17 protein-coding genes and 1 tRNA gene are annotated in these 22,840 nt (G+C 43.8%); 10 read left to right on the top strand and 8 right to left on the bottom strand.

What is annotated here, in order from left to right:
• Window positions 1–289 precede the first annotated feature (289 nt).
• From leuO to ilvN, 4 genes are all read left to right on the top strand, one after another.
• Window positions 290–1,243 carry a transcriptional regulator LeuO gene (leuO, locus tag ACKLNH_RS05330; RefSeq protein WP_413111202.1) on the top strand — a complete coding sequence of 318 codons (954 nt, stop codon included), beginning with the start codon at window positions 290–292 and terminating at the stop codon, window positions 1,241–1,243.
• A gap of 279 nt (window positions 1,244–1,522) precedes the next feature.
• A complete protein-coding gene (locus ACKLNH_RS05325; RefSeq protein WP_413111201.1) occupies window positions 1,523–3,310 on the top strand; it encodes an AMP-dependent synthetase/ligase in 1,788 nt (595 codons plus the stop codon).
• Between the two features lie 352 nt (window positions 3,311–3,662).
• Complete coding sequence (locus tag ACKLNH_RS05320) at window positions 3,663–5,381, top strand: acetolactate synthase 3 large subunit (protein ID WP_413111200.1); 1,719 nt, start codon at window positions 3,663–3,665, stop codon at window positions 5,379–5,381.
• A 1-nt stretch (window position 5,382) separates the two neighbouring features.
• Window positions 5,383–5,883, top strand: coding sequence for an acetolactate synthase small subunit (gene ilvN, locus ACKLNH_RS05315; RefSeq protein WP_413111199.1), 501 nt, complete (start codon window positions 5,383–5,385; stop codon window positions 5,881–5,883).
• 104 nt (window positions 5,884–5,987) lie between these two features.
• Here the strand turns inward: ilvN and pykF are convergent, their stop codons facing one another.
• On the bottom strand, window positions 5,988–7,400 hold the full coding sequence (pykF, locus tag ACKLNH_RS05310; protein ID WP_413111198.1) for a pyruvate kinase PykF: 1,413 nt from the start codon (window positions 7,398–7,400) through the stop codon (window positions 5,988–5,990).
• 438 nt (window positions 7,401–7,838) lie between these two features.
• On the opposite strand from pykF, the gene ACKLNH_RS05305 reads away from it, so the two are divergent.
• Together ACKLNH_RS05305 and ACKLNH_RS05300 are read left to right on the top strand one after the other, a co-directional pair.
• Complete coding sequence (locus ACKLNH_RS05305; RefSeq protein WP_413111197.1) at window positions 7,839–8,018, top strand: hypothetical protein; 180 nt, start codon at window positions 7,839–7,841, stop codon at window positions 8,016–8,018.
• A 165-nt stretch (window positions 8,019–8,183) separates the two neighbouring features.
• Complete coding sequence (locus ACKLNH_RS05300) at window positions 8,184–9,083, top strand: 1,4-dihydroxy-2-naphthoyl-CoA synthase (RefSeq protein WP_413111196.1); 900 nt, start codon at window positions 8,184–8,186, stop codon at window positions 9,081–9,083.
• 18 nt (window positions 9,084–9,101) lie between these two features.
• Here the strand turns inward: ACKLNH_RS05300 and ACKLNH_RS05295 are convergent, their stop codons facing one another.
• Window positions 9,102–9,740, bottom strand: a complete 639-nt coding sequence (locus tag ACKLNH_RS05295) for a restriction endonuclease (protein ID WP_413111195.1) — start codon at window positions 9,738–9,740, stop codon at window positions 9,102–9,104.
• A gap of 202 nt (window positions 9,741–9,942) precedes the next feature.
• The gene (locus tag ACKLNH_RS05290; RefSeq protein WP_413111194.1) at window positions 9,943–10,854 is read right to left on the bottom strand and encodes a LysR family transcriptional regulator; all 912 of its coding nucleotides are present in this window, start codon (window positions 10,852–10,854) and stop codon (window positions 9,943–9,945) included.
• A gap of 182 nt (window positions 10,855–11,036) precedes the next feature.
• On the opposite strand from ACKLNH_RS05290, the gene ACKLNH_RS05285 reads away from it, so the two are divergent.
• From ACKLNH_RS05285 to melA, 4 genes are all read left to right on the top strand, one after another.
• A complete protein-coding gene (locus tag ACKLNH_RS05285; protein ID WP_413111193.1) occupies window positions 11,037–12,515 on the top strand; it encodes a sulfatase family protein in 1,479 nt (492 codons plus the stop codon).
• Between the two features lie 3 nt (window positions 12,516–12,518).
• On the top strand, window positions 12,519–14,252 hold the full coding sequence (locus ACKLNH_RS05280; RefSeq protein ID WP_413111192.1) for a solute:sodium symporter family transporter: 1,734 nt from the start codon (window positions 12,519–12,521) through the stop codon (window positions 14,250–14,252).
• 78 nt (window positions 14,253–14,330) lie between these two features.
• A complete protein-coding gene (melR, locus tag ACKLNH_RS05275) occupies window positions 14,331–15,218 on the top strand; it encodes a transcriptional regulator MelR (RefSeq protein ID WP_413111191.1) in 888 nt (295 codons plus the stop codon).
• A gap of 434 nt (window positions 15,219–15,652) precedes the next feature.
• Entirely contained in the window at window positions 15,653–17,011 is a 1,359-nt protein-coding gene (gene melA, locus ACKLNH_RS05270) for an alpha-glucosidase/alpha-galactosidase (protein ID WP_413111190.1), read from the top strand.
• 86 nt (window positions 17,012–17,097) lie between these two features.
• Here melA and ACKLNH_RS05265 read toward each other — a convergent pair whose 3' ends face one another.
• From ACKLNH_RS05265 to ACKLNH_RS05245, 5 genes are all read right to left on the bottom strand, one after another.
• Window positions 17,098–18,054 (bottom strand): SPFH domain-containing protein, encoded by a 957-nt coding sequence (locus ACKLNH_RS05265; protein ID WP_413111189.1) that lies wholly within the window; start codon window positions 18,052–18,054, stop codon window positions 17,098–17,100.
• Between the two features lie 264 nt (window positions 18,055–18,318).
• Window positions 18,319–18,394, bottom strand: a tRNA-Ile gene (locus ACKLNH_RS05260).
• Between the two features lie 129 nt (window positions 18,395–18,523).
• On the bottom strand, window positions 18,524–20,374 hold the full coding sequence (gene rpoD, locus ACKLNH_RS05255) for an RNA polymerase sigma factor RpoD (RefSeq protein WP_413111188.1): 1,851 nt from the start codon (window positions 20,372–20,374) through the stop codon (window positions 18,524–18,526).
• Between the two features lie 92 nt (window positions 20,375–20,466).
• Window positions 20,467–22,200: a DNA primase gene (dnaG, locus tag ACKLNH_RS05250; RefSeq protein ID WP_413111187.1), complete on the bottom strand. Its 1,734-nt coding sequence runs from the start codon at window positions 22,198–22,200 to the stop codon at window positions 20,467–20,469.
• A gap of 189 nt (window positions 22,201–22,389) precedes the next feature.
• Window positions 22,390–22,833, bottom strand: coding sequence for a GatB/YqeY domain-containing protein (locus ACKLNH_RS05245; RefSeq protein ID WP_413111186.1), 444 nt, complete (start codon window positions 22,831–22,833; stop codon window positions 22,390–22,392).
• Window positions 22,834–22,840 lie beyond the last annotated feature (7 nt).

Here is a 22,840-nt window from a genome sequence, read left to right as displayed (position 1 = left end):
TTTTATATCGTTTTAGATAAATTATAGTGATGATTTAGTTTTTTTTATCTTTATGTAATTTGTTGATATTTGGCTGTTTTTGCGTATGCTTCCCTCCTTGTGTTATATCCGCTAACAATTTGAAGTAAAATAAGATATTGGTTTCATCAATTTATTAGATTACAAATAGTTTGTTGTCGGAATGAGTAAAACAACAACCATCTTATTTCGGTAAGTAAAACGATATGTTTGAGTATCAGGCGATGGAATCGCCTTGTTTAGTCATTGTTATTTTTAATGAGGCAAGATTATGACACGTAGAGGATCTTCTGTACTTCCGAGAGAAGGTTATCAAATGGAGTCAACCCTACGCAGTGTGGATTTAAATCTGCTAACGGTTTTTGATGCGGTGATGCAGGAGCAAAATATTACCCGGGCCGCGCACAATTTAGGTATGTCACAACCCGCAGTCAGTAATGCGGTGACACGTTTAAAAGTAATGTTTAACGATGAGCTTTTTATGCGACATGGGCGAGGAATACAACCCACCCAACGCGCCAAACAACTTTTCGGACCTATTCGTCAAGCGTTGCAATTAGTTAAAAATGAGCTCCCTTCTTCTGTATTTTCCCCTGAAACATCTTCCCGTACTTTCAAAATTGCTATCTGCTGTCCATCTGACATGCGTTTTGGTCCAGCGATCCTTACTAAAGTCGCGGATCACGCACCAAATTTGCGTGTGCAATTAGAAGCGGAGCAAGATTCTGAGTTGACGCAAAAGATGCGTTATCAAGATATTGATTTTGTCATTGACTATATTCGTTTTGATGAGCCAGGCTTTTGTTCGACAGAATTGTTTAGTGATGAACTGGTCGTGGTGGCATCGAATAATCACCCACGCCTGCAAAGCAATATTACCGCGGCGCAATTTGCAGAAGAAAAGCATGCGCTGTTAAAGAGCGTGCCAGGGGTGAAGGGATATGCAGATAAAGTCTACCAAGGGCACAGTTACCATGATGCTTATCAAGGTGCGAGCTTAAGCAATATCATGTATGTAGTGGGTCAGTCAGATTTGATTGCGGTTGCGCCACGTTGGTTGGCTGAGTCAGTTGCTGAGAATTTAGATTTGAATGTTATGCCATTGCCATTTGAAAACGCTGAGATCAGCGGCTATTTAAGTTGGCATGAATCATCGCAAAAAGATAAAGGCCATATCTGGATGCGCGATATGTTGATGATGATTTGTGGCGATAGCAGTTATTAAGGCTTAATCTCCGAACTTAGCTTTAAAGTAATCACTTTAAAAACAGCGTACTCTTGTACGCTGTTTTTTTATATCTGCTTACAATTGTATTAATAAGATTATTTTTTCGTTGATATTCTGTGCTTTATGAGCCGATATTATGCGATCTTGCTGGCAAATTACCGCTACATTGACAAGCTGGGTTGCATTTTGCTGCCTACACGATACCATTTGCGTCATTAATCAGCTTACAGTTGTAAGCTAAGTCTAAATCCAACCCTATAACGTGTGAAGACAATAATGAAGTACCATATTGTAAATCGTATCCAGAGTCAGATAGCAGCACTCAGTAAACAAGCTGCTATGCGTCACAAAGTAGACGGTCAGTGGATGGAGATCACTTGGCGTGAGTTAGGCGAGCAGTTGGATGCGATCTCTGCAGCAATGGCTGCAATGGGTATTGCAGTGCAAGACAAGGTAGCCATTTATGCCAATAATACGCCGCGTTGGACCCAAGTTGATTTAGGTACGCTATATAACCGCGCGGTTACGGTGCCTATCTATCCAACTAACACGACTAAGCAAGCTGAGTACGTGATGCAAGACTCTGCGGCAAAGCTACTGTTTGTTGGTGAGCAAGCACAGCTTGATGCAGCAATGCAGTTTATGGATAACTGTGATGCTTTAGAGGCGGTTATTGCCTTAACAGACGGCCTGACGCTGCCTGATAACGATAAAGTTCTCTCTTTTGATGCTTTCCTCAAGAAAGGCACTGAAGCTGCAGCAAAAAGCGTGGCAGAGCGTTTAGAGAGCAAGCAGATGGATGACCTTCTAACGCTAATCTACACCTCTGGGACAACTGGGCAGCCTAAAGGGGTGATGTTAGATTATCAAAATATCGCCTCGCAGCTTGAAGGACATGATCTTAAGCTGGCCTTTAATGCTGGTGAGCGTTCTCTGTGCTTCTTGCCTTTGTCACATGTTTTTGAACGCTGCTGGACGTTTTATGTTCTTCATCGTGGTGGCATTAACTGTTACTTAGATGACGTTAATCTATTAAAAGAGACGATGGCGGAAGTTAAGCCACAAGTGATGTGCGCGGTGCCGCGTATTTATGAAAAGATCTTTGCCACGATTCATGAAAAAGTGGCTAAAGCGCCATTCATTCGTAAAGCACTATTTACCTGGGCGGTAAATATGGGCGCAAAAATGGGGGAAGTGCGTCGCGCAAAAGCGAAACCTTCATTTATGCTGGCTAAAAGCCATAACTTGGCAGATAAGTTAGTCTTATCAAAAATCCGCGCCGGGCTGGGTGGCGAAATTAAAATGATGCCTTGCGGTGGTGCCAAGCTTGATCCGACAATTGGTCGCTTTTTCCATGCTCTGGGTATCAATGTCAAACTCGGCTACGGTATGACAGAGACCACTGCGACCGTCTCTTGCTGGGACGATAGTTGTTTTGACCCTGACTCTATCGGCATGGTAATGCCAGGTGCTGAAGTGCGCATTGGTGAAAACGATGAGATCTTGGTGAAAGGTCCTATGGTTATGCGTGGTTATTATAATATGCCCGAAGAAACCGCGAAGAACTTTACCGCTGACGGCTTCTTAAAAACAGGTGATTGCGGGAAAATAGATGAGTATGGCAACGTGTTTATTACCGATCGCATTAAAGAGCTAATGAAGACCTCCGGGGGTAAATATATTGCTCCTCAAGTTATTGAAGGAGCGATAGGTAAAGATCACTTCATTGAACAAGTCGCGGTTATTGCAGATACACGTAAGTTTGTATCTGCACTGATTGTCCCTTGTATGGATAACATAGAAGAATATGCGCGTGAGTTAAACATCAAGTATCACGATCGCTTAGAGCTGCTAAAGCACAGTGATATCGTCGAAATGCTTGAAAAGCGCGTCAATGATCTGCAAAAAGATTTAGCTCGCTTCGAACAAGTGAAGAAATTTACCTTGTTGGCTAATCCATTTTCTATGGATGAGGGTGAGTTGACGCCAACAATGAAACTAAGACGCAAAGTGATTAATGAGCGTTATAGCATGCAGATTGAAGGCATGTACGCTGACGCATAATTAGCCTGACTAACAATCTAATTAAGCCCATTGGATCAAAATGATAACCAATGGGCTTTTTTATTTGCGCTTTATGGATTCAACATAGCCGTGCTATTCAGCGGGCTTACCATTAAATGCAGGACAATTAACCGCCAAGGAGCTGTTTAATTAGTGTTATTTATTGGTGAATCTATCACCAGTGAAATGTTTGTTTGAATTGTTTTCCTCTATGGACATGTTTGTTGCCTTCGCGTTACATTTTAAGGGCGTTGTTGCTTGGTTTATAACCATAGCGGCCACATAGCACGAAGGTCACCCTTCGTTTCTTAGGCTACGAATAAGCCCTAACTATGTACAATCTGGAGGCAAAATGGACATGTTATCCGGCGCTGATATGATCGTTCGTTCAATGATCGATCAAGGCGTAAAACACATCTTTGGCTACCCTGGTGGCTCAGTTCTTGATATTTATGATGCACTTCATGAAAAAAGTGATATAGAACATGTGCTTGTTAGGCATGAACAAGCAGCTGTGCACATGGCTGATGGTTATGCACGTGCAACAGGCGATGTCGGCGTGGTACTGGTTACCTCTGGACCAGGTGCAACCAATGCGATAACAGGTATCGCTACTGCATATATGGATTCTATTCCAATGGTGGTGTTTTCTGGTCAGGTTATGTCACACCTTATCGGTAATGATGCATTTCAGGAATGCGATATGGTCGGTATTTCCCGTCCGGTTGTAAAACACAGTTTTTTGATTAAGGATCCACGAGAGATCCCTACGGTAGTCAAAAAAGCGTTTTATTTAGCTGCCAGTGGTCGCCCTGGGCCTGTCGTTATTGATATTCCAAAGGATATGCTTAACCCCGCCGAGCAATACCCTTATGAGTACCCTGAAGCGATCTCGATGCGCTCGTATAATCCAACAACGCAAGGGCATAAAGGGCAGATTAAACGTGGTTTAAAAGCGTTGCTGGCGGCTAAAAAACCCGTTCTGTATGTCGGTGGTGGGGCAATTGCATCAGAATGTGAACAAGATCTATTTACTTTAGCTGAAAGGCTGAATATCCCGGTTGTTAGCACGTTGATGGGGCTAGGGGCTTTTCCTGGCACACATAAAAATTCGGTGGGCATGTTGGGGATGCACGGCACATATGAAGCCAATATGACCATGCATAATGCAGATTTAATTTTTGGAATTGGGGTAAGGTTTGACGATCGCACCACCAATAATCTTGAGAAGTATTGCCCAGACGCGACCATTATGCACATCGATATTGACCCTTCATCAATATCGAAAACGGTTAATGCCGATATTCCAATTGTTGGTAGCGCAGAGGTTGTGCTTGCAAGCATGGTGAAGATGCTGGATGAGAAGCCGCAGGAAAACGACCAAGAAGCAATCAACCGTTGGTGGGATGAAATTACAACTTGGCGAGCTCGCAAGTGTTTGCAATATGATCGCAGCAGTGAACGGATCAAGCCACAACAAGCGATTGAAGTCTTACATAAATTGACGAATGGTGATGCCTACGTTTGCTCCGATGTCGGACAGCACCAAATGTTTGCTGCGCTTTACTACCCGTTTGATAAACCTCGACGCTGGATTAACTCCGGAGGATTGGGCACGATGGGCTTCGGCTTACCCGCCGCGATGGGGGTGAAGTTTGCTTTACCTGATGCAGAGGTGGTTTGTGTGACAGGTGATGGCAGTATCCAGATGAATATCCAGGAACTATCGACGGCCCTGCAGTACGATATCCCTGTTAAAATCATTAACTTGAATAACCGCTTCTTGGGTATGGTGAAGCAGTGGCAAGATATGATTTATCAGGGACGTCACTCCCACTCTTATATGGATTCTGTCCCTGATTTTGCTGCGATAGCAGAAGCTTATGGTCATGTTGGGGTTAGAATTGATGATCCTAATCAACTAGAGCAGCAGTTGGCAGATGCGCTGGCCTTGAAAGATAAATTGGTCTTTATTGATATTAGCGTTGATGAAACTGAGCATGTTTATCCAATGTTGATACGTGGCGGTGCAATGAATGAGATGTGGCTAAGCAAAACGGAGAGAACATAATATGCAACGGAGTATTGTTTCAGTTTTATTAGAAAATGAACCAGGCGCATTGTCGCGGGTTGTTGGGTTGTTCTCTCAACGTGGCTATAATATTGAGTCCTTAACGGTCGCGCCGACCGATGATCCAACCCTATCAAGGTTAAATATTACAACGCAAGTGGTGGATGATGCTGCTTGTGAGCAAATCGAAAAACATCTACATAAGTTAGTCGATATTCTTAAAGTGAGTAATATCACTGAAGCCGCGCACATCGAGCGTGAGTTAATGTTGGTTAAAGCGAAAGCCAGTGGCTTTGCGCGTGCCGAGGTAAAACGTACTGCTGATATTTTCCGTGGTCATATTGTTGATGTGACGAGTTCACAGTACACCGTGCAATTGGCTGGGACGACAGAGAAGTTGGACGCTTTTTTGTCAGCGTTGGCAGAAGTCACCGATATTATCGAAGTGGCACGCAGTGGTGTCGTGGGCATTGCTCGGGGAGAAAGGGCTTTAAAAGCTTAGACTATTTCAAAGCGATAAAAAAAGCCCAGCCATATGGCTGGGCTTTTTATTCTCACGATATCAATCTATTTGCGTTTAATCTGCGGGAGGATACTCCCAACAAATTATAGTACGTGTACAGATGAGGTGTTGGTTGTGCCAGAAGGAACTAGCGCGCCAGAAACCATGATAACGATGTCGCCTTTAGCGCCAAGACCAGTTTCAAGAGCAAGCTCTTTACCGCGAGTGTAGAACGCGTCAGTGTTGGCGATTTCTTCAACAACAACCGCTGTTGCACCTTTCACTAGCGCCATTTGCGCCGCAGTTTTGGTGTTGGTTGTAACCACTAGGATGTTTGCAGTTGGGAAGTACTTACGTACAGAGCGTGCAGTTTTACCTGCTTCAGTTGCAACAACGATCAGTGGAGCGTTTAGTTTCTCTGATGTATCAACAGCGCCCTTACAAACAGCTTCAGTGATGCGTAGACGTGAGCTATCTAAACGCTCACCTAGCTCTGCTTTCATTGCTGCATCAGTACGACCACAGATTTGCGCCATGATAGTTACTGCTTCAACAGGGTATTTACCTTTAGCAGACTCACCAGATAGCATTACTGCATCGGTACCGTCCATGATTGCGTTAGCAACATCACCCGCTTCTGCGCGTGTTGGACGTGGGTTCTTGATCATCGAGTCAAGCATTTGCGTTGCAGTAATAACAGTCTTACGCGCACGGTTACATTTTTCGATCATCATCTTCTGAGCGAAGATAACTTCTTCTACTGGGATTTCAACACCTAGGTCACCACGAGCAACCATGATGCCGTCAGACAAATCTAGGATCTCGTCGAAGTTGTCAACACCTTCTTGGTTTTCGATCTTAGAGATAATCTTGATGTTTTCGCCACCGTTAGCATTTAGTAGCTCACGGATTTCTTTTACGTCAGCAGCTTTACGGATGAAAGATGCAGCAACGAAATCAACGTCTTGCTCACAACCGAAAACAAGGTCAGCTTTATCTTTTTCAGAAAGAGCTGGTAGTTGAACAGAAACGCCAGGAAGGTTAACACCTTTGTTTTCACCAAGGTCACCGTTGTTTAGTACTTTACACTTAACTTCAGTGTCAGTGGTCGCAACAACTTCCATTTCGATTAGGCCGTCATCAACCAGAATGGTGTTGCCCGCTGTAAGGTCTTTTGCCAAGCCTGGGTAAGTAACAGCGACGATGTCTTTGTTACCAACAACAGAAGTGTCAGTAGTAAACGTGAATTCTTGGCCAGCAACTAGCGCAACATCATCGCCATTTTCTAGTTTGATTGTGCGAATTTCTGGACCTTTGGTGTCCAGTAGAACCGCTAGGTTTTTACCTGTGTTTGCCATAACCTGACGTAGGTTATCAATACGCTCACCGTGCTCAGCGAAATTGCCGTGAGAGAAGTTCAGGCGCATTACGTTCATGCCTGCTTCTGCTAGTTTAGTTAGCATTTCAACTGATTCGGTTTTTGGACCAATCGTACAAACGATTTTGGTTTTTTTCATTAGAGGTTGTCTCCGGATGACTGATGGGAGTGCTTTGAATAGCAAACTGCCGCAACCGGGTAAGATGATGTGGCTGTCCTGCGTGTCAAAGTATGCGTCCCGACTTATATAATTTTATCAAAGCCTCAAGGCTTTGGTAAAACTACACTCGTTATGCACACCGAGAACAGGACATGACAAAGATAGTAGTTATCAGTCTATTCATGAGGCTTATTGATTCAACCTGTCAAATTCATGTGTTAAAAACGTGACACAGTATAGCAGACCTTCGTCACATTATCACCTGACCAAAATCAATTACTGTTGCATTTTCACTTCTTTTTTAACGAGTTTAGGGTAATTTAGTTACCAAGTATTTCTTGTGTTTGTGCTACAATCCGCAAATAGAACTGCATGGAATTAATGAGATAAATACTCTACTCGAGTAAGGTACAGGGCATGATTGACTCTGATAAAAAAAAGCAAAAGAAAGCAGCGAAGAAAGACAGTCAGTTGATTATTCGTATCAACGGTGAAGAGCGTGATGAATTTGTCGAATTATGTAATCAACTCGATACAACAGCTGCGCGCGAAATTCGCCGTTTTATTCGCCACTATGTTGAGAATGCAAAGCGATAGTTGATCGCTATTTTCAGGTTTACTCTCTATTATTCCATCCCATACAACAAGCAAATCTTTTAACTTCAATTGCTATGGCTAGTGAGTATGCAGCGCTCAGACATTGACTGTTGCTGAGGAACTCCCTAGCCTTATAATCACCATTTCAATTTGATGAGCGGCCTTATGACAGATGCTGTAAAAGAGATATTTAACCCAGAACTATGGGATGAAGTTCCAGGCTTTGAATTTGAAGACATCACCTATCACCGAGCAAAAGAGCAAGGCACAGTAAGGATCGCTTTTGATCGTCCTGATTGTTTAAATGCTTTTCGACCGAAAACGGTTGATGAACTTTATACCGCCCTAGATCATGCCCGTCAATGGTCGGACGTCGGGTGCGTTCTAATCACTGGCAATGGCCCGTCCCAAAAGGGACAGTGGTCTTTCTCTTCCGGTGGAGATCAGCGAATTCGTGGTAAGGATGGCTATAAATATGAAGGGGAAGCGGGCAGTGCAGATATTGCTCGTATGGGCCGCTTACATATACTTGAAGTACAGCGCTTAATTCGCTTCATGCCTAAGGTTGTGATTGCGGTCGTGCCCGGTTGGGCCGCGGGGGGAGGGCATAGTTTGCATGTAGTGTGTGATTTAACCTTGGCCTCGAAAGAGCATGCGGTATTTAAACAAACCGATCCCGATGTCGCCTCGTTTGATTCGGGGTATGGCAGTGCTTATCTTGCTAAAATGGTAGGTCAGAAGCGAGCACGTGAAATTTTCTTCTGCGGTTTTGACTACTCAGCACAAGATGCTTACGAGATGGGCATGGTGAACAAAGTGGTGGATCATTTCGAGCTAGAAGAAGAAGCACTGCGTTGGGCGAAAGAGATTAACAGTAAATCGCCGACGGCAATGAGAATGCTGAAATACGGGTTTAATTTACCGGATGATGGCCTTGTTGGGCAGCAACTGTTTGCGGGTGAAGCGACGCGATTGGCGTATGGTACAGAGGAAGCACAAGAAGGCCGTGATGGCTTTTTGGAAAAACGTGATCAGGACTTCAGCCGCTTCCCTTGGCACTATTAATTCTGGAATAACAGCCCGCTACTGCGGGCTGTTTTCTTCTTCATTCGGCGTTATCGTCGCCAGCATTTTGCTTAACTTCCCACCTCCAATCAGTGAAATGGCTTTATCTTGCACAAATTTCACCGCATTTGTTTCATAGCGCCCAGTGGTAATGATGATGGCGCGCTTAGCGTGGTGTGCTTGCAAGCAGCGATAGACATGATTCACCATTTCAATCGTGACACTTTTTTCGTGCAGGTAGTGACAATCTAGCAGGATGCGTTCCCCCCCTTTGGTTAGCCAGATATCGATGCCGCTCTCTTCTTCATCGTTATGATTGTCGATGATCATAAATCGCTGCTGACGATAAAAACGCATCACCATGGCACGCAGTTGCTCTGGGGTCAGGTTATGAAGATGATCAGGCTCAACGCGAGACACCTGAGAGGGGGAGTGACGTTGCTGGTAAAAGATAAACGGGGTAGGCAATAAAAAAAGAACCGCTAAAATTCCTCCCAGCTTAGAGGCAGAGATGGCGATCAGGTGGAGACCGGGTGTGCCATGCAGAATATAGGGTGTGAGCTTCATTGTTACGTAGGTGACGCTAGCAATGATGGGGTAGATATACCAAGGTTGGGATAACATTTCTTGCCAAACATGCTGTCGATAGTTGGTCATTCCGTTCACCTTATTATTCAGTCGCTGTTTAATAAAGGGTATTGAGAATGTGAAGTTATGTATATGATAGTTTTGTCAAATGTTGATATTGATATGGGCTTCGCTACAAATATTTGACAATGCTATTTGTTTACGATGTGTGGTTGCGATATCCATTGATGATGGTGAGGTCAATATTAGAGCAAGTCAAACGCCGTTAATGCTAATTATTTTGCGAATCAATGGATCTTACCACGTTAGCAAGTAGCTCTATCAGCCGGTTAATGATAGGAGAATGACGGCTGGAAGGCTTGTACCATACGCCAGCATGGTGCTTCCAGATTGGCTCTGCTAGGGTTAGAACAGCAAACTCACCTTTTGGAAGACGATTAAACATTTGGCGTGTTGAACACATAATGGCGTGTTCATGTTCAAGCATATCGAGTGCATAATCGATAGTATCTGTCTCCATTTTAAAGCTAACTTGACGTAAGTTCTTTCTTTGAAAGAACAAGTTGAGTTGCTTCAACGTATTTCCTCCTTTAGTTACTGATACCCATGGAAATAGATGAAGGGACATAAGATCTAGCTTCGGAATTTTGGCTAAAGGGTGAGAGTGATGGACAATCAAATTGGTGTCTATCTGGGTCAGTGGCAAAAAGGCGAGTTGCTGATATTGTTTTTCACTAAATTTATCATCCCCGCCGAGGGCGAGATCTAGCTTGCCTTCAGAGAGCAATGGTAATAATGCATCGATGGAATTAGATGTAATGGAGATATTGATATCTGGTCTTTCTCGGGTAAGGCTGCGCAATGCGATAGGAAGGTATGTGGTCCATGCTGGTCCAGCTCCAATGCTAATAGTCGTTATTTTATTGGCGTTCAATTGTGCCAGTTCTTGCTTTGCATAAGCGAGTTCAAGCTCGATTTTCTCTACCCGTGTATACAGAATTCTGCCCGCGTCAGTCAGTGAGACACCACGTGCCTGCCGGTCAAATAACGGCATTCCATACTCTTGTTCTAATAATTTCAAGCTACGACTCAATGCGGGTTGAGAGAGGCCCAGCTTTTGTGCGGCTAAAGACATATTTAGGTAGTCTGCAACGTACTTGAAATGTTCGAGAGCTTTATTCATTACTTGAAGACCTATAAATAAAAGTGATAGCTAATCATTGTTTTGGTGAATGCTAATGGCTATCTAGTCACATTGCTAGCACGTTGAATCCAACGCATTTCGTATCTGTGATCTTTATCAACAACCTCCACTTATAACAACGTATGTTTGCCGATGATAAAGCAAACAAAGTGGGAACATTGATGAGCAGCAAACCAAATATTTTAGTCTTTATGACAGATCAACAGCGTGGCGACACGTTGACGGACCCGCGCATTCATATGCCGAATGTTCGTTCTTTAATGCGTGATGGTCTTCATTTTGATAACACCTATTGCCCATCTCCCCATTGCTGCCCTTCACGAGCAAGTTTCTTTACTGGCTTATATCCATCACAGCATGAAGTTTGGAATAACGTGTGCGTACAAAACACGTTATCGAAAAGAATAAAGCCCGGTACAGAACTATTCTCAACGCTATTAGATTCAAAAGGCTATGATCTCTATTTTGCGGGTAAATGGCACGTCTGCTCTGAAACTGGCCCAGAAGATTATGGATTTAAAGAGCTACACGTAACAAATAATAAAATATCGAAGAATGACCCAACTGTCGCATTAATGAGCCCTGGCTGGGAAATGTATCATAGCTTAGCTGAACAATTAGATAAGCAAGAATCTTTACCTCGAAAAGAAGGAGAGATTCGCCGTAAAGGTTATCCTGAGTATGTTCATTACGGCCAAGATGAAAATCCATTTGATGATATGAGCGTTATTGATTCTGCATTATCACAAATAGTCAATATGCGTGACGACCATAAACCATGGATGATGTACATCGGCACGCTAGGCCCACACGACCCATACTTTGTGCCGCAGCGTTTCCTTGATATGTATGAAAATGTTGAAATTGAATTAACAGATATTCACTTTGATACGTTAAAAGACAAACCGACACTATATCGTCGTACGCAGCGATTATTTAATCAATTATCACTAGACGAGAAGAAAGAAGCAATACGTCACTATATGGCTTTTTGTACATATGAAGATTATCTGTTTGGTTTGATATTAGAGCAGCTAAAAAATCGAGCTGACTATGATGACACGCTTATTATCTTCACGAGTGATCATGGTGATTATAATGGTGAGCATGGCTTGTGGTGTAAAGGGTTACCCGCATTTAAAGGTGGTTACCATATCCCAGCGGTAGTGAGCTGGAAGAATGGAATTAAAAATGCCGGTAGAAGGATTTCTGAGCTTATTTCCCTTGCCGACTTTTCCCCAACAATTACAGAATTAGTTGGGGAGACAGTTGCAGATAATGTTATTGGCAAAAGTTTATTGCCTTTTATTAACGATGAAACTCCAAACAGTTGGAGAGATTACCTTTTTACCCAAACCAACGGAAACGAGGTTTATGGTATACAACGTTCTGTGTTCAATGATGACTGGAAATTAGTACATAACACCTTCGACGAAGATGAACTGTATGATTTAAAAAGAGATCCTCATGAGCTAATGAACCTTGCCGACTGTGAGGAATATAAAGAAGTAAAAAAGGAACTCTTTAAGCAGATATGGTCTTTTGCGGCAAAAACAGAAGATCAGAGCTTAAACCCTTACATTATGGTAGGATTGGCCGAATTTGGTCCTGCTTATGCCTACGCGAGTCATGAGGATTAAAAAATGAATACATGGATATTGCTGTCTTTTATAGCATTTACGGCATTTGTTGCTGTTGTTTCATGGATAGCAACAAAGAAAGAAGACTTGAAATCAAGTGCGGGTTATTTTCTCGGTGGACGAGGATTAACGGGCATTTCCATTGGTAGCTCAATCCTATTAACAAATTGGTCTGCAGATCAGTTAATTGGCTTAAATGGGCAGGGCTATGCTTTTGGTTTGTCTAACATGGGATGGCCAGTTACGAGTGCTATCGCCTTTGTTTTGATGGCAACAGTCTTTCTGCCTTACTTCTTGCGCACTGGGATAACGACAATCCCTGAACTGATAGAGCGTCGATTTGGTGCTGCAACCCGTAATGTTATTGCTATTTGTATTCTGATTAATATGGCGGCGGTAGCATTACCAGCAGTAGTTTATGCTGGCGCACTTGGTATGAGTAAGGTGTTTAATGTGTCTGATATACTTGGTATTTCAGATTCTTCTGCCATTATAATTTCGATTGTGATGATTACTGTTATTGGTAGTATCTACTCCATATTTGGTGGCCTGAAAGCTGTTGTGGTTTCTGATACGATTAATGGTATTGGCTTCTTTTTCGGCAGTATCCTTGTTCTTATCGTGGCGTTACAGGCGCTGGGCGGTGGAGATGCCGGCGAAGGTGTCTATAAACTGGTTACAGAAAACCAGCATATGTTGAATGCTGTTACCGCACCCACAGTAACCGTCCCGTTTTCGGCGCTATTCACTGGTATGATCTTGGTGAACGTTTACTTTGCTTGTACTAATCAGGTGATGATCCAGCGTGCGCTGGGAGCAAAAAACTTAGAAGAGGGGCAAAAAGGCGTACTGATTGCAGCTCTGATTAAAATTGTTAGTATTGTTATTCTTATTTTCCCAGGGATCATTGCTTTCCACTTATATGGACATGAAGGTATTCATGGGGATGAAGCATATCCAACGTTGATAAACCGATTACTGCCTAGTTATATGATTGGTATTTTCGGTGCGATTCTATTTGGTGCGGTAATTTCCACTTTTAATTCAACGATTAACTCTTGCTCTACTATTTTTGCGCTAAATATTTATAAGCCATTAAGTAAAAGTAATCCGAACACAGAGAAGTGCATTAAAGCGGGTAAAATATTTGGTGCTTTCCTTGGTGTATTTTCAGCGCTGGTTGCGCCTTTCATTAAGAATGCGCCGGATGGCATTTACATGTTCTTCCAGGAGTTTAATTCCATTCTAACGGTACCTATGCTACTAATGATTATCGTTGGTATGCTATCTAAACGAGCAACACCAAAGGCAACGATTTCTGGTGGTGTTACTTATATTGTCTTATACCTATTCTTCAAGTTTGTTTATACGGGACTAGATTTACACTTCCTTCACCAATCAGCAATCTTCTTTACTGTTGGTGCTATCGTAACGATAGTAATGACTTACTTAAATCCTGCGAAAGAAGAGATTATCATTAAGCAAGATGCGCCTGTAGAAGTTAAAAACTGGAAACATTTGCGATTAGCTAATATTGTTATTCTGGTCACAATGGTAGCTACTTATGCACTGGCTTCTCCAATTGGTGTTGTTACTGAACCTGAGTTCATTATGCGCAATGTTATGATTATTTGCTCCGTATCTGTTGTCTCTGTGTTTGTAATTAACTCTCTCTGTAAGGCTTACTTACAGAGAAAGAAGTCGGTTCTACAATATAAGCCAGAGTTAAACGTATAACGTTAATCTAATAAGAGGTAGCACAAACGGTGCTACCTCCTCTTCGTCTTAGCGGTGTCAATTAAAAGGGTAGTTAAAATGGCAACAGAATCTTGTAAGAGAGAAGATGCATATATTAGTCCGTTAGGACTCTATTCTTCCTATGAGCAAATTTTTGTTGAAATGCGATTGCCGCAGAAAATGGATGCATATCACTGGCATAGTCAAGTTGAGATTAATATTCCTTATGAAGGTGATGTTGATTACTTAATTAATGGAAAGCGTTTTACGGTAAAGCAAGGGCATATTGGCGTTTTCTGGGGGACGATACCACACAAGCTAATTGATGCAAAAAGAACACAGAAAATGGCGATTATTAACTTACCCATACATATGCTATTTTCACTACCATTAGACACCAGTTTAGTCCAACAAATTACTCATGGGGTTGTTGTTCAATCTTTAAAACCTTGCTTAATTCAACAACAACAAATCGCAAGTTGGGTTGATGCAGGGAAAAGCACTGACATTACAATGGGGCAATTGATGGTCGATGAGATTGCGCTAATGTTAAAGCGCATGTCTTTGACTGGCTGGGATACATTAACCAATGAAACTGAAAAGGTTGCCACTATTAATCACGCTTCAAAGCAGTCGCAATATTATGTCAGACAAATATTGGAATATATTTATACCAATCATCAAAAGCCAATATCGACGAAATCAATCGCAGAACATGTTGGTTTACATGCCAATTATGTGATGAACTTTTTCCATAGTGTGATGAATATGACCATTAAGGAATACATCACAGCAATGAGAATTAACCATGCCCGAGCACTACTGACCGATACGAATAAAACCATTATGGATGTTGCTCTTTCTGTTGGTTTTAATTCCAGTAGTCGCTTCTACGATAACTTTAGCAAATACCTCAATATGACCCCAACACAGTTTAGAAGGGTAAGTCGCCTGCATACTGGTTAAGCGACTGTTTTTTTATACAGAGCTGATAGCGAGATGGTGTTTGTCTGGCTAAATCGGCAGAAATATTACATTTCGTGAGATCTCGCCTCACCCTCATCTTCCTCCCGATCCAAAATAGCTTCGTCTTTCATTTCACTCCCTTAATGACACGAATAGTAGCCTGGTAACATGCTGACTGCGGCATGGCTTTTCATTGCTGAGCACAAAGCGAACGATTGTCTGATGCTCGATATAGCTTTGCTTGATGCAGCTATGTGCTGATAGGAACAGTGTAATTAGGCGCATGCTGGCGTAATAGATACACGCAGTAAATGATGCTTATCTTATAAAATGGGACAAACTCGGTGGGTTTTGGGAAGATTTATATGCGGTCCCCACTGATAATAGCGTTATACACTCGACGTGAATCGTTCACTACTTGAAAGGTTATTGTTATGAAAAGCCCTCAAATTACTTTTATTGGTGCTGGCTCTACCATTTTCGTAAAAAACATCCTAGGGGATTGTCTGCATAAGCCGGCGTTAAAAAATGCCACTATTGCGCTGATGGATATTGATGCGGAACGTTTAGAAGAATCTCGCGTTGTGATTCAAAAGCTGATGGATAGCTTGGAAGTGACGGGGAAAATTGAGTGTTATCAAGATCAAAAGGCTGCACTAGCTGGCGCTGACTTCGTTGTTGTTGCCTTCCAGATTGGCGGCTATGAGCCATGCACTGTCACTGACTTTGAAGTATGTAAGAAGTTTGGTCTAGAACAAACCATTGCTGATACTTTAGGCCCAGGCGGTATTATGCGTGGGCTGCGCACTATTCCACATCTGTGGAGCATTTGTGAAGACATGACAGAGGTTTGTCCTGAAGCAACCATGTTGAACTATGTGAATCCGATGGCCATCAATACTTGGGCGATGTACGAAAAGTTTCCACACATTAAGCAAGTTGGTTTATGTCACTCTGTTCAAGGAACAGCTGAAGAGATTGCACACGATTTAGATTGTCAACCAAGTGAACTGAAATACACCTGTGCTGGCATTAACCACATGGCTTATTATTTAACGCTAGAGAAGCGTAACGAAGAGGGTGAATACGTTAGCGTTTACCCTGAAATGCTAGAAAAGTATGAAGCTGGTGTGGCACCAAAGCATAAAACCGACACTGCGCAAAATGCACGTTGTCAGAATTTGGTTCGTTATGAGATGTTCAAGCGCTTAGGTTATTTTGTCACTGAGTCATCAGAGCACTTTGCAGAATATACGCCTTACTTTATTAAGCCAAACCGTCCGGATTTAATTGAGCAGTTCAGCATTCCTCTAGATGAGTATCCACGCCGCTGTAAAGAGCAGATAGCCAACTGGAAGAGTGATATGGCTAAGTATCAATCGGCAGACAAAATCGAAGTGGCTGAGTCTCATGAGTATGCTAGTGAAATTATTAACTCTATCTGGACTGGTGAACCGAGTGTGATTTACGGCAACGTACGTAATGATCAGCTGATCGATAACCTTCCAGAAGGCTGCTGTGTTGAAGTCGCTTGTCTTGTGGATAAAAATGGTATTCAGCCAACCAAAGTTGGTAAATTGCCTTCTCATCTAGCGGCATTGATGCAAACGAACATCAATGTACAAACGTTAGTGACTGAAGCGATTTTAAATGAAAGCAAAGAATCTATTTATCACGCGCTTATGCTTGACCCTCACACTGCGGCAACATTAAGCATTGAAGAAATTTATGCACTGACTGATGAGCTTATCGCCGCTCATAAAGGTTGGTTGCCAGAGTGGATTTATAATTAATTCTCTCTTTTATTTATGCCCAAAAGCCGAGTATCAGTGATACTCGGCTTTTTATTTATTGTGCTAGTGTCGTGAATGTCGCGATGTTATTTGGCTAATACAGGTACACCGAGTGCACGTAGGTCAGTCTCGCCAATGATGGTCTGCGGCACAGCACCTTTAGATTTAGAGAATAAAACCGCTTCGTTATCAAGGCGCTGTTTCTCTAGGATCTGTGGAGTCAAGGACTTGGTGAGCTCTAGGTTAGCGTCAGCAAGTAATTTAATGGCTTCTGCTTCACCTTGCGCACGGGCAATTGCTGCCTCTCTTTCTGCATTTGCGACTTCTCTTACCGCATAGGCTTGAGCATCAGCCTGCTCGCGTTGACGGTTTGCTTCACCAATCGCTTCTTGGCGTTTTATCTCGGCTTCTGTCGCTGCAATACGTTCTTGGGACTTCTTTTGCTCTTCGGCTTGGATGCGCATCTGGGTGTCGAGGATCTGTTGAGCAATGCGCGAGTCAAAGGTAATATCTTGGATTAACACTTCCTGAACATCAATCCCAGTCTCATCTAAGGCGCTGATCAGTCGTGCACGGGTATTGTCTTGCATCATGGTGACATTGTCTGATTGTGCCAAGCTGCGGCTATCTGACAGTTTACGGCCTTCATCGCGAACAATTGAACGCAGATGTTGGCGCATTGTTTTATCAATGTATTCTGAGGCTGTGCCGTAGTTCTGTTTGATAAGCGGGGTTTTGGCATCATCAATACGGTATAGAACGGTCACGTTACCAGTCGAATTAAACCGATCTTGAGTTGGAATGTTAAGCCCATTGACTTCATAGCGGGCATTTCTAGTGTCGTAAATATCAAATGTCGAGAAAGGGTTTACAGGGAAGTGAAAGCCTTCGCCGAAATGTACGGGATTAACCTTACCGAAGACAGTTTGCACTTTGGCTGTTCCTGCATCTACGATGGTAAATGCGTTAAAGAGTAGTGCAGCTATGATGAGTCCAGGTAGCGTATACGCTAGGTGTTTAGGGGATAAATTATTCGTTAACATCTGGTACCTATTTATTTATAGCCGTTATCCACTGAATTGCGAATAACAAGCCATTTTACAATGGCTTATACCCAGATGTATGGCAAAGTAGACTTCTTGTTGTTTCAATTTGTTTCGATAGTGGCAATAGCACGGCGATATTGAAGGGCAGTGGGTGCACGGTGGTAGATATCTAGCGGGGATTGCAGAAGCGGTAACGAAGCACGAAAAGACGCAGAAACGAGAAAGGCCAGAGTGGTTAATAACCACTCTGGCCTTTGAATTTGGTGGCCCCTCACAGACTTGAACTGTGGACCAATCGATTATGAGTCGACTGCTCTAACCACTGAGCTAAGGGGCCGTTGTGAGGTGTGATTATAGGGGATAGGTGGGGGACTGTCTAGCAGCGATTCGGTCGCTTTTGCTTGCGTTTTAAGCAGTTATAAAAAAAGCGAGCTATTAGCTCGCTTTTTTGTGATCTTAGTCGATATTATTCGTCCAAGAAGCTACGCAGTGTTTCTGAGCGACTCGGATGACGCAGTTTACGCAAGGCTTTTGCTTCGATCTGACGGATACGCTCACGGGTAACATCGAACTGTTTACCAACCTCTTCCAAGGTGTGGTCAGTGTTCATGTCGATACCAAAGCGCATGCGCAGTACTTTTGCTTCGCGTGGTGTCAGGCCAGCTAGAACTTCATGGGTCGCAACGCGCAGGTTAGTTGCTGTTGCTGAGTCCATTGGAAGCTCTAACGTGGTGTCTTCAATGAAGTCACCTAGATGCGAATCTTCGTCATCACCAATAGGCGTTTCCATTGAGATAGGCTCTTTCGCGATCTTCAGTACTTTGCGGATCTTGTCTTCCGGCATTTGCATGCGCTCTGCCAGCTCTTCGGGCAGTGGCTCACGACCCATCTCCTGCAGCATTTGACGAGAAATGCGGTTCAGTTTGTTGATGGTTTCAATCATGTGTACCGGAATACGAATGGTACGTGCCTGATCGGCGATTGAACGTGTAATCGCCTGGCGGATCCACCAAGTCGCATACGTTGAAAACTTATAACCACGACGGTATTCGAACTTATCTACCGCTTTCATCAAGCCGATATTACCTTCTTGAATAAGATCCAAGAATTGTAAGCCACGGTTGGTGTACTTCTTCGCGATAGAGATAACCAAACGTAAGTTCGCTTCTACCATCTCTTTCTTCGCACGGCGGGCCTTGGCTTCACCGATAGACATACGACGGCTGATATCTTTGATACGCTCAACAGAGAGACCCGTTTCGCCTTCAATGCCTTTTAAGCGTTGAACACTGCGACGTAAGTCTTCTTCGTAGTTCTTTAAACGCTCTGCCCATGGCTTACCAGAGTTAAGCGCGTCGTCGATCCAAAGTTCGCTAGACTCATTACCGCTAAAGAAAGAAACGAAGTTTTTCTTCGGCATTTTTGAGTTGTCGACACAGATTCGCATGATCAAACGCTCGTGGGTACGAACACGATCCATGGTTCCGCGTAGCGAGCTCACCAAACGGTCAAACTGTTTTGGGATAAGACGGAATTGTTTAAAGATTTCCGACAGATCTTCGACAGCAGCCAGTGTACGCTTATCGTTACGGCCATAAGTATTAATGGCTGACGCCATCACCGAGTAGCTGCTACGTAGCTCACTGAATTTTTCGCGCGCTAGCTCAGGATCGATGCTGCCATCATCTTCGTCTTCATCTTCGTCTTCATCACTGTCGCTATCTTCAAGATCTTTATCTTCATCTTCTAGATCTGCGTCACTGAGTTCAGAGCCGATATGAGTGGCGGTTGGGGCAGCAGTCTCTTCGTCGTTAGGATCAACGAAACCAGAGATAATATCGGTTAGTCTTAGCTCATCAGCTTCAACTTTATCAAACTGCTCTAACAGGTGCGCGATGGCTTCAGGGTACTCTGCAACAGAGCACTGTACCTGGTTTATGCCGTCTTCAATACGCTTGGCGATATCAATTTCGCCTTCACGAGTCAGTAGCTCAACGGTTCCCATCTCACGCATATACATACGTACGGGGTCTGTTGTACGACCAATTTCGCTTTCAACACTTGATAATGCCTGTGCCGCCGCTTCGACGGCGTCTTCGTCGGCGGAATCTTCAGACATCATTATCTCATCGGCATCAGGGGCGCTTTCAACCACCTTGATACCCATGTCATTGATCATCTGAATGATGTCTTCGACCTGATCAGAGTCAATAATGTCCTCTGGTAAGTGGTCATTTACTTCGGCATAGGTCAGATAGCCTTGTTCTTTGCCCTTTGCGACAAGTAACTTAAGCTGAGACTGCGGATTTTGCTCCATAGACGGTATCCAACTTGGGTCTGTGTGAAGAATGTAGTATGCGAAACGCAAACCGCCAAATATAACAAATTTCTAGTATGCTGGCTACTTTATCAACGCGACGAGACGAGCAATGCAAGCTCGTGTTTTTCTTCGTCCGAAAGGCCCACGCTTCGGGCTTTAGCTAGCAGTGTTGCAATTTGTTGTTCTACACACTGAATAAGAACCTTATCCAGTGCATCTTTAAATACTGTTTCAACGATGTCTTCGTGCGTGCTGAGGTCCCAGCTCGCTAAACGTGACATCAAAGAGTCGTGTTGTGTCCCTCGCCACTGTTCAAGTAGCTGACCCGTTGAAATATTGGGATCAATGCGGCATTTATCAACCAATTGTGCCAATATTTTTATACCGGGTACCTTTAATGCTTCTAAACCTGCGATTTCCGGCACATTTTCAACCAGTGAAGGTTGCTGCAAGAGCAAGGTGATGACCTCGCGCATCGGGGTGCGCTTCATGTCTGGCTGCGGTGCTTTGCTATTGGACTGTTGTCCTTGTTTAGAGATTAGCTGGGAAAGTTGTGCTTCGTCAGGTAATCCCAGTTTTTTGCCAAGCTCTTCACGTAAATATAGGCGCAATGTCCCACCGGGAACTTTGTCGATTAGCGGTACCGCCAATGTACTGAGTTTAGCTTGTCCTTCGCGACTGCTGGTATCAACTTGCAGCATTAGGGTAGAAAACAGAAAGTCAGACAGCGGCATCGCTTGTGCTATCTGGGCTTCAAATGCTGCTTTTCCTTGATTGCGAATATAGGTATCAGGGTCTTCGCCGTCCGGCAAAAACATAAACTTTAATTGGCGTCCGTCATTGAGATAGGGTAGCGCTTGCTCAAGCGCACGCCATGCTGCTTCTCTGCCAGCACGGTCGCCATCATAACAGCATACCACTGTACCTGTTTGACGAAACAGGGTTTGCATATGATCGCCTGTGGTGGCGGTGCCGAGCGCGGCAACCGCATAATCAACACCAAACTGCGCCAGCGCCACCACGTCCATATACCCCTCAACAACAAGGATTTGTGAAGGCTCACGGTGTGTCTGCATAACTTCATACAAGCCATACAGTTCACGCCCTTTGTGGAAAAGCGGGGTTTCTGGCGAGTTGAGGTACTTAGGCGTACCGTCGCTGATGACGCGTCCACCAAACGCAATAACACGACCACGTCTATCACGGATTGGGAACATGATGCGACCACGGAAACGGTCGTAACGTCGCCCGGTGTCGGACTCGATAAGCATGCCCGCGGACACTAAGGCTTTCTGGCTATCGTGATCGCGACCAAAACGCTGTTTAACTTGATCCCATTTATCATCGATATAGCCAATACCGAATTGCTTAACGATATCACCACTTAGGCCGCGTCCTTTTAGATACTCAATGGCATCAGGCGCATGGCGTAACTGGGATTGATAAAACTCAGCAATTTGCCCCATGGCGTCATAGAGGTTGCGCTTAACTTCTCTATTTGCCCCTTGTTGGCCTGGTGTGTTTTCTCTGGGTACATCCATCCCTAGCGAACTGGCGAGCTCTTCGATGGCATCGGGGAACTCTAAGCGATCAAATTCCATGATGAAATCGATCGCATTGCCATGCACGCCACAGCCGAAGCAGTGGTAAAACTGCTTTTCTTGGCTAACTGAGAACGAGGGGGTTTTTTCATTGTGGAAAGGGCAACAGGCGGTATAACTCTTACCGGCTTTCTTCAGTTTCACCCGTGCATCAATAAGCTCGATAATATCAATGCGAGAGAGGAGATCGTCGATAAATGAACGGGGGATTAGTCCTGCCATCGGTGATGTAGCCCTCTGGGTGAGATAAAGCGAGATAAGTAAATGTCGTGTCGGGTGGTATTAGCACGGCTATTAACGGCATTGACGTATTTCGCTTGTGATAAGACACAAGGTTAGGCGTAAAATACGAACAAGCCGCGTAACCCAATTGAATGGATAACACGGCTTGCTGTATGGATGATAGGGGAATTAACCCAGCTTAGCTTTCACTAACTGGCTTACTTTGCCCATATCGGCACGACCCTGAACTTTTGGTTTCAGAACGCCCATCAGTTTACCCATGTCTTGCATTGAGGCAGCGCCAGTCGCAGCAATCGCCTCATCCAGTAGAGCCGCGACTTCGTCGTCACTCAGTGGTTGAGGTAAAAACTCTTCTAGTACTGCAATTTCTGCAAGTTCCACATCTGCAAGGTCTTGACGACCCGCATCTGAGTACTGAGCAACAGAATCACGACGTTGCTTTACCATTTTGGTTAAAATTGCAATTAGGTTTTCGTCAGTTAATGGCATTTGCTCATCAACTTCACGCTGTTTAATTGCAGCCATTACCAGGCGGATGGCACCTAAGCGAGGTTTGTTTCTCGCTTTCATTGCCGCCTTTTGTTCGTCTTTTAGACGTTCGATCAGAGTCATGACAGGT

This window comes from Thaumasiovibrio clandestinus (assembly GCF_047250365.1).
Lineage (GTDB): Bacteria > Pseudomonadota > Gammaproteobacteria > Enterobacterales > Vibrionaceae > Thaumasiovibrio.
This window is presented reverse-complemented; position numbering and strand designations above follow the sequence as displayed.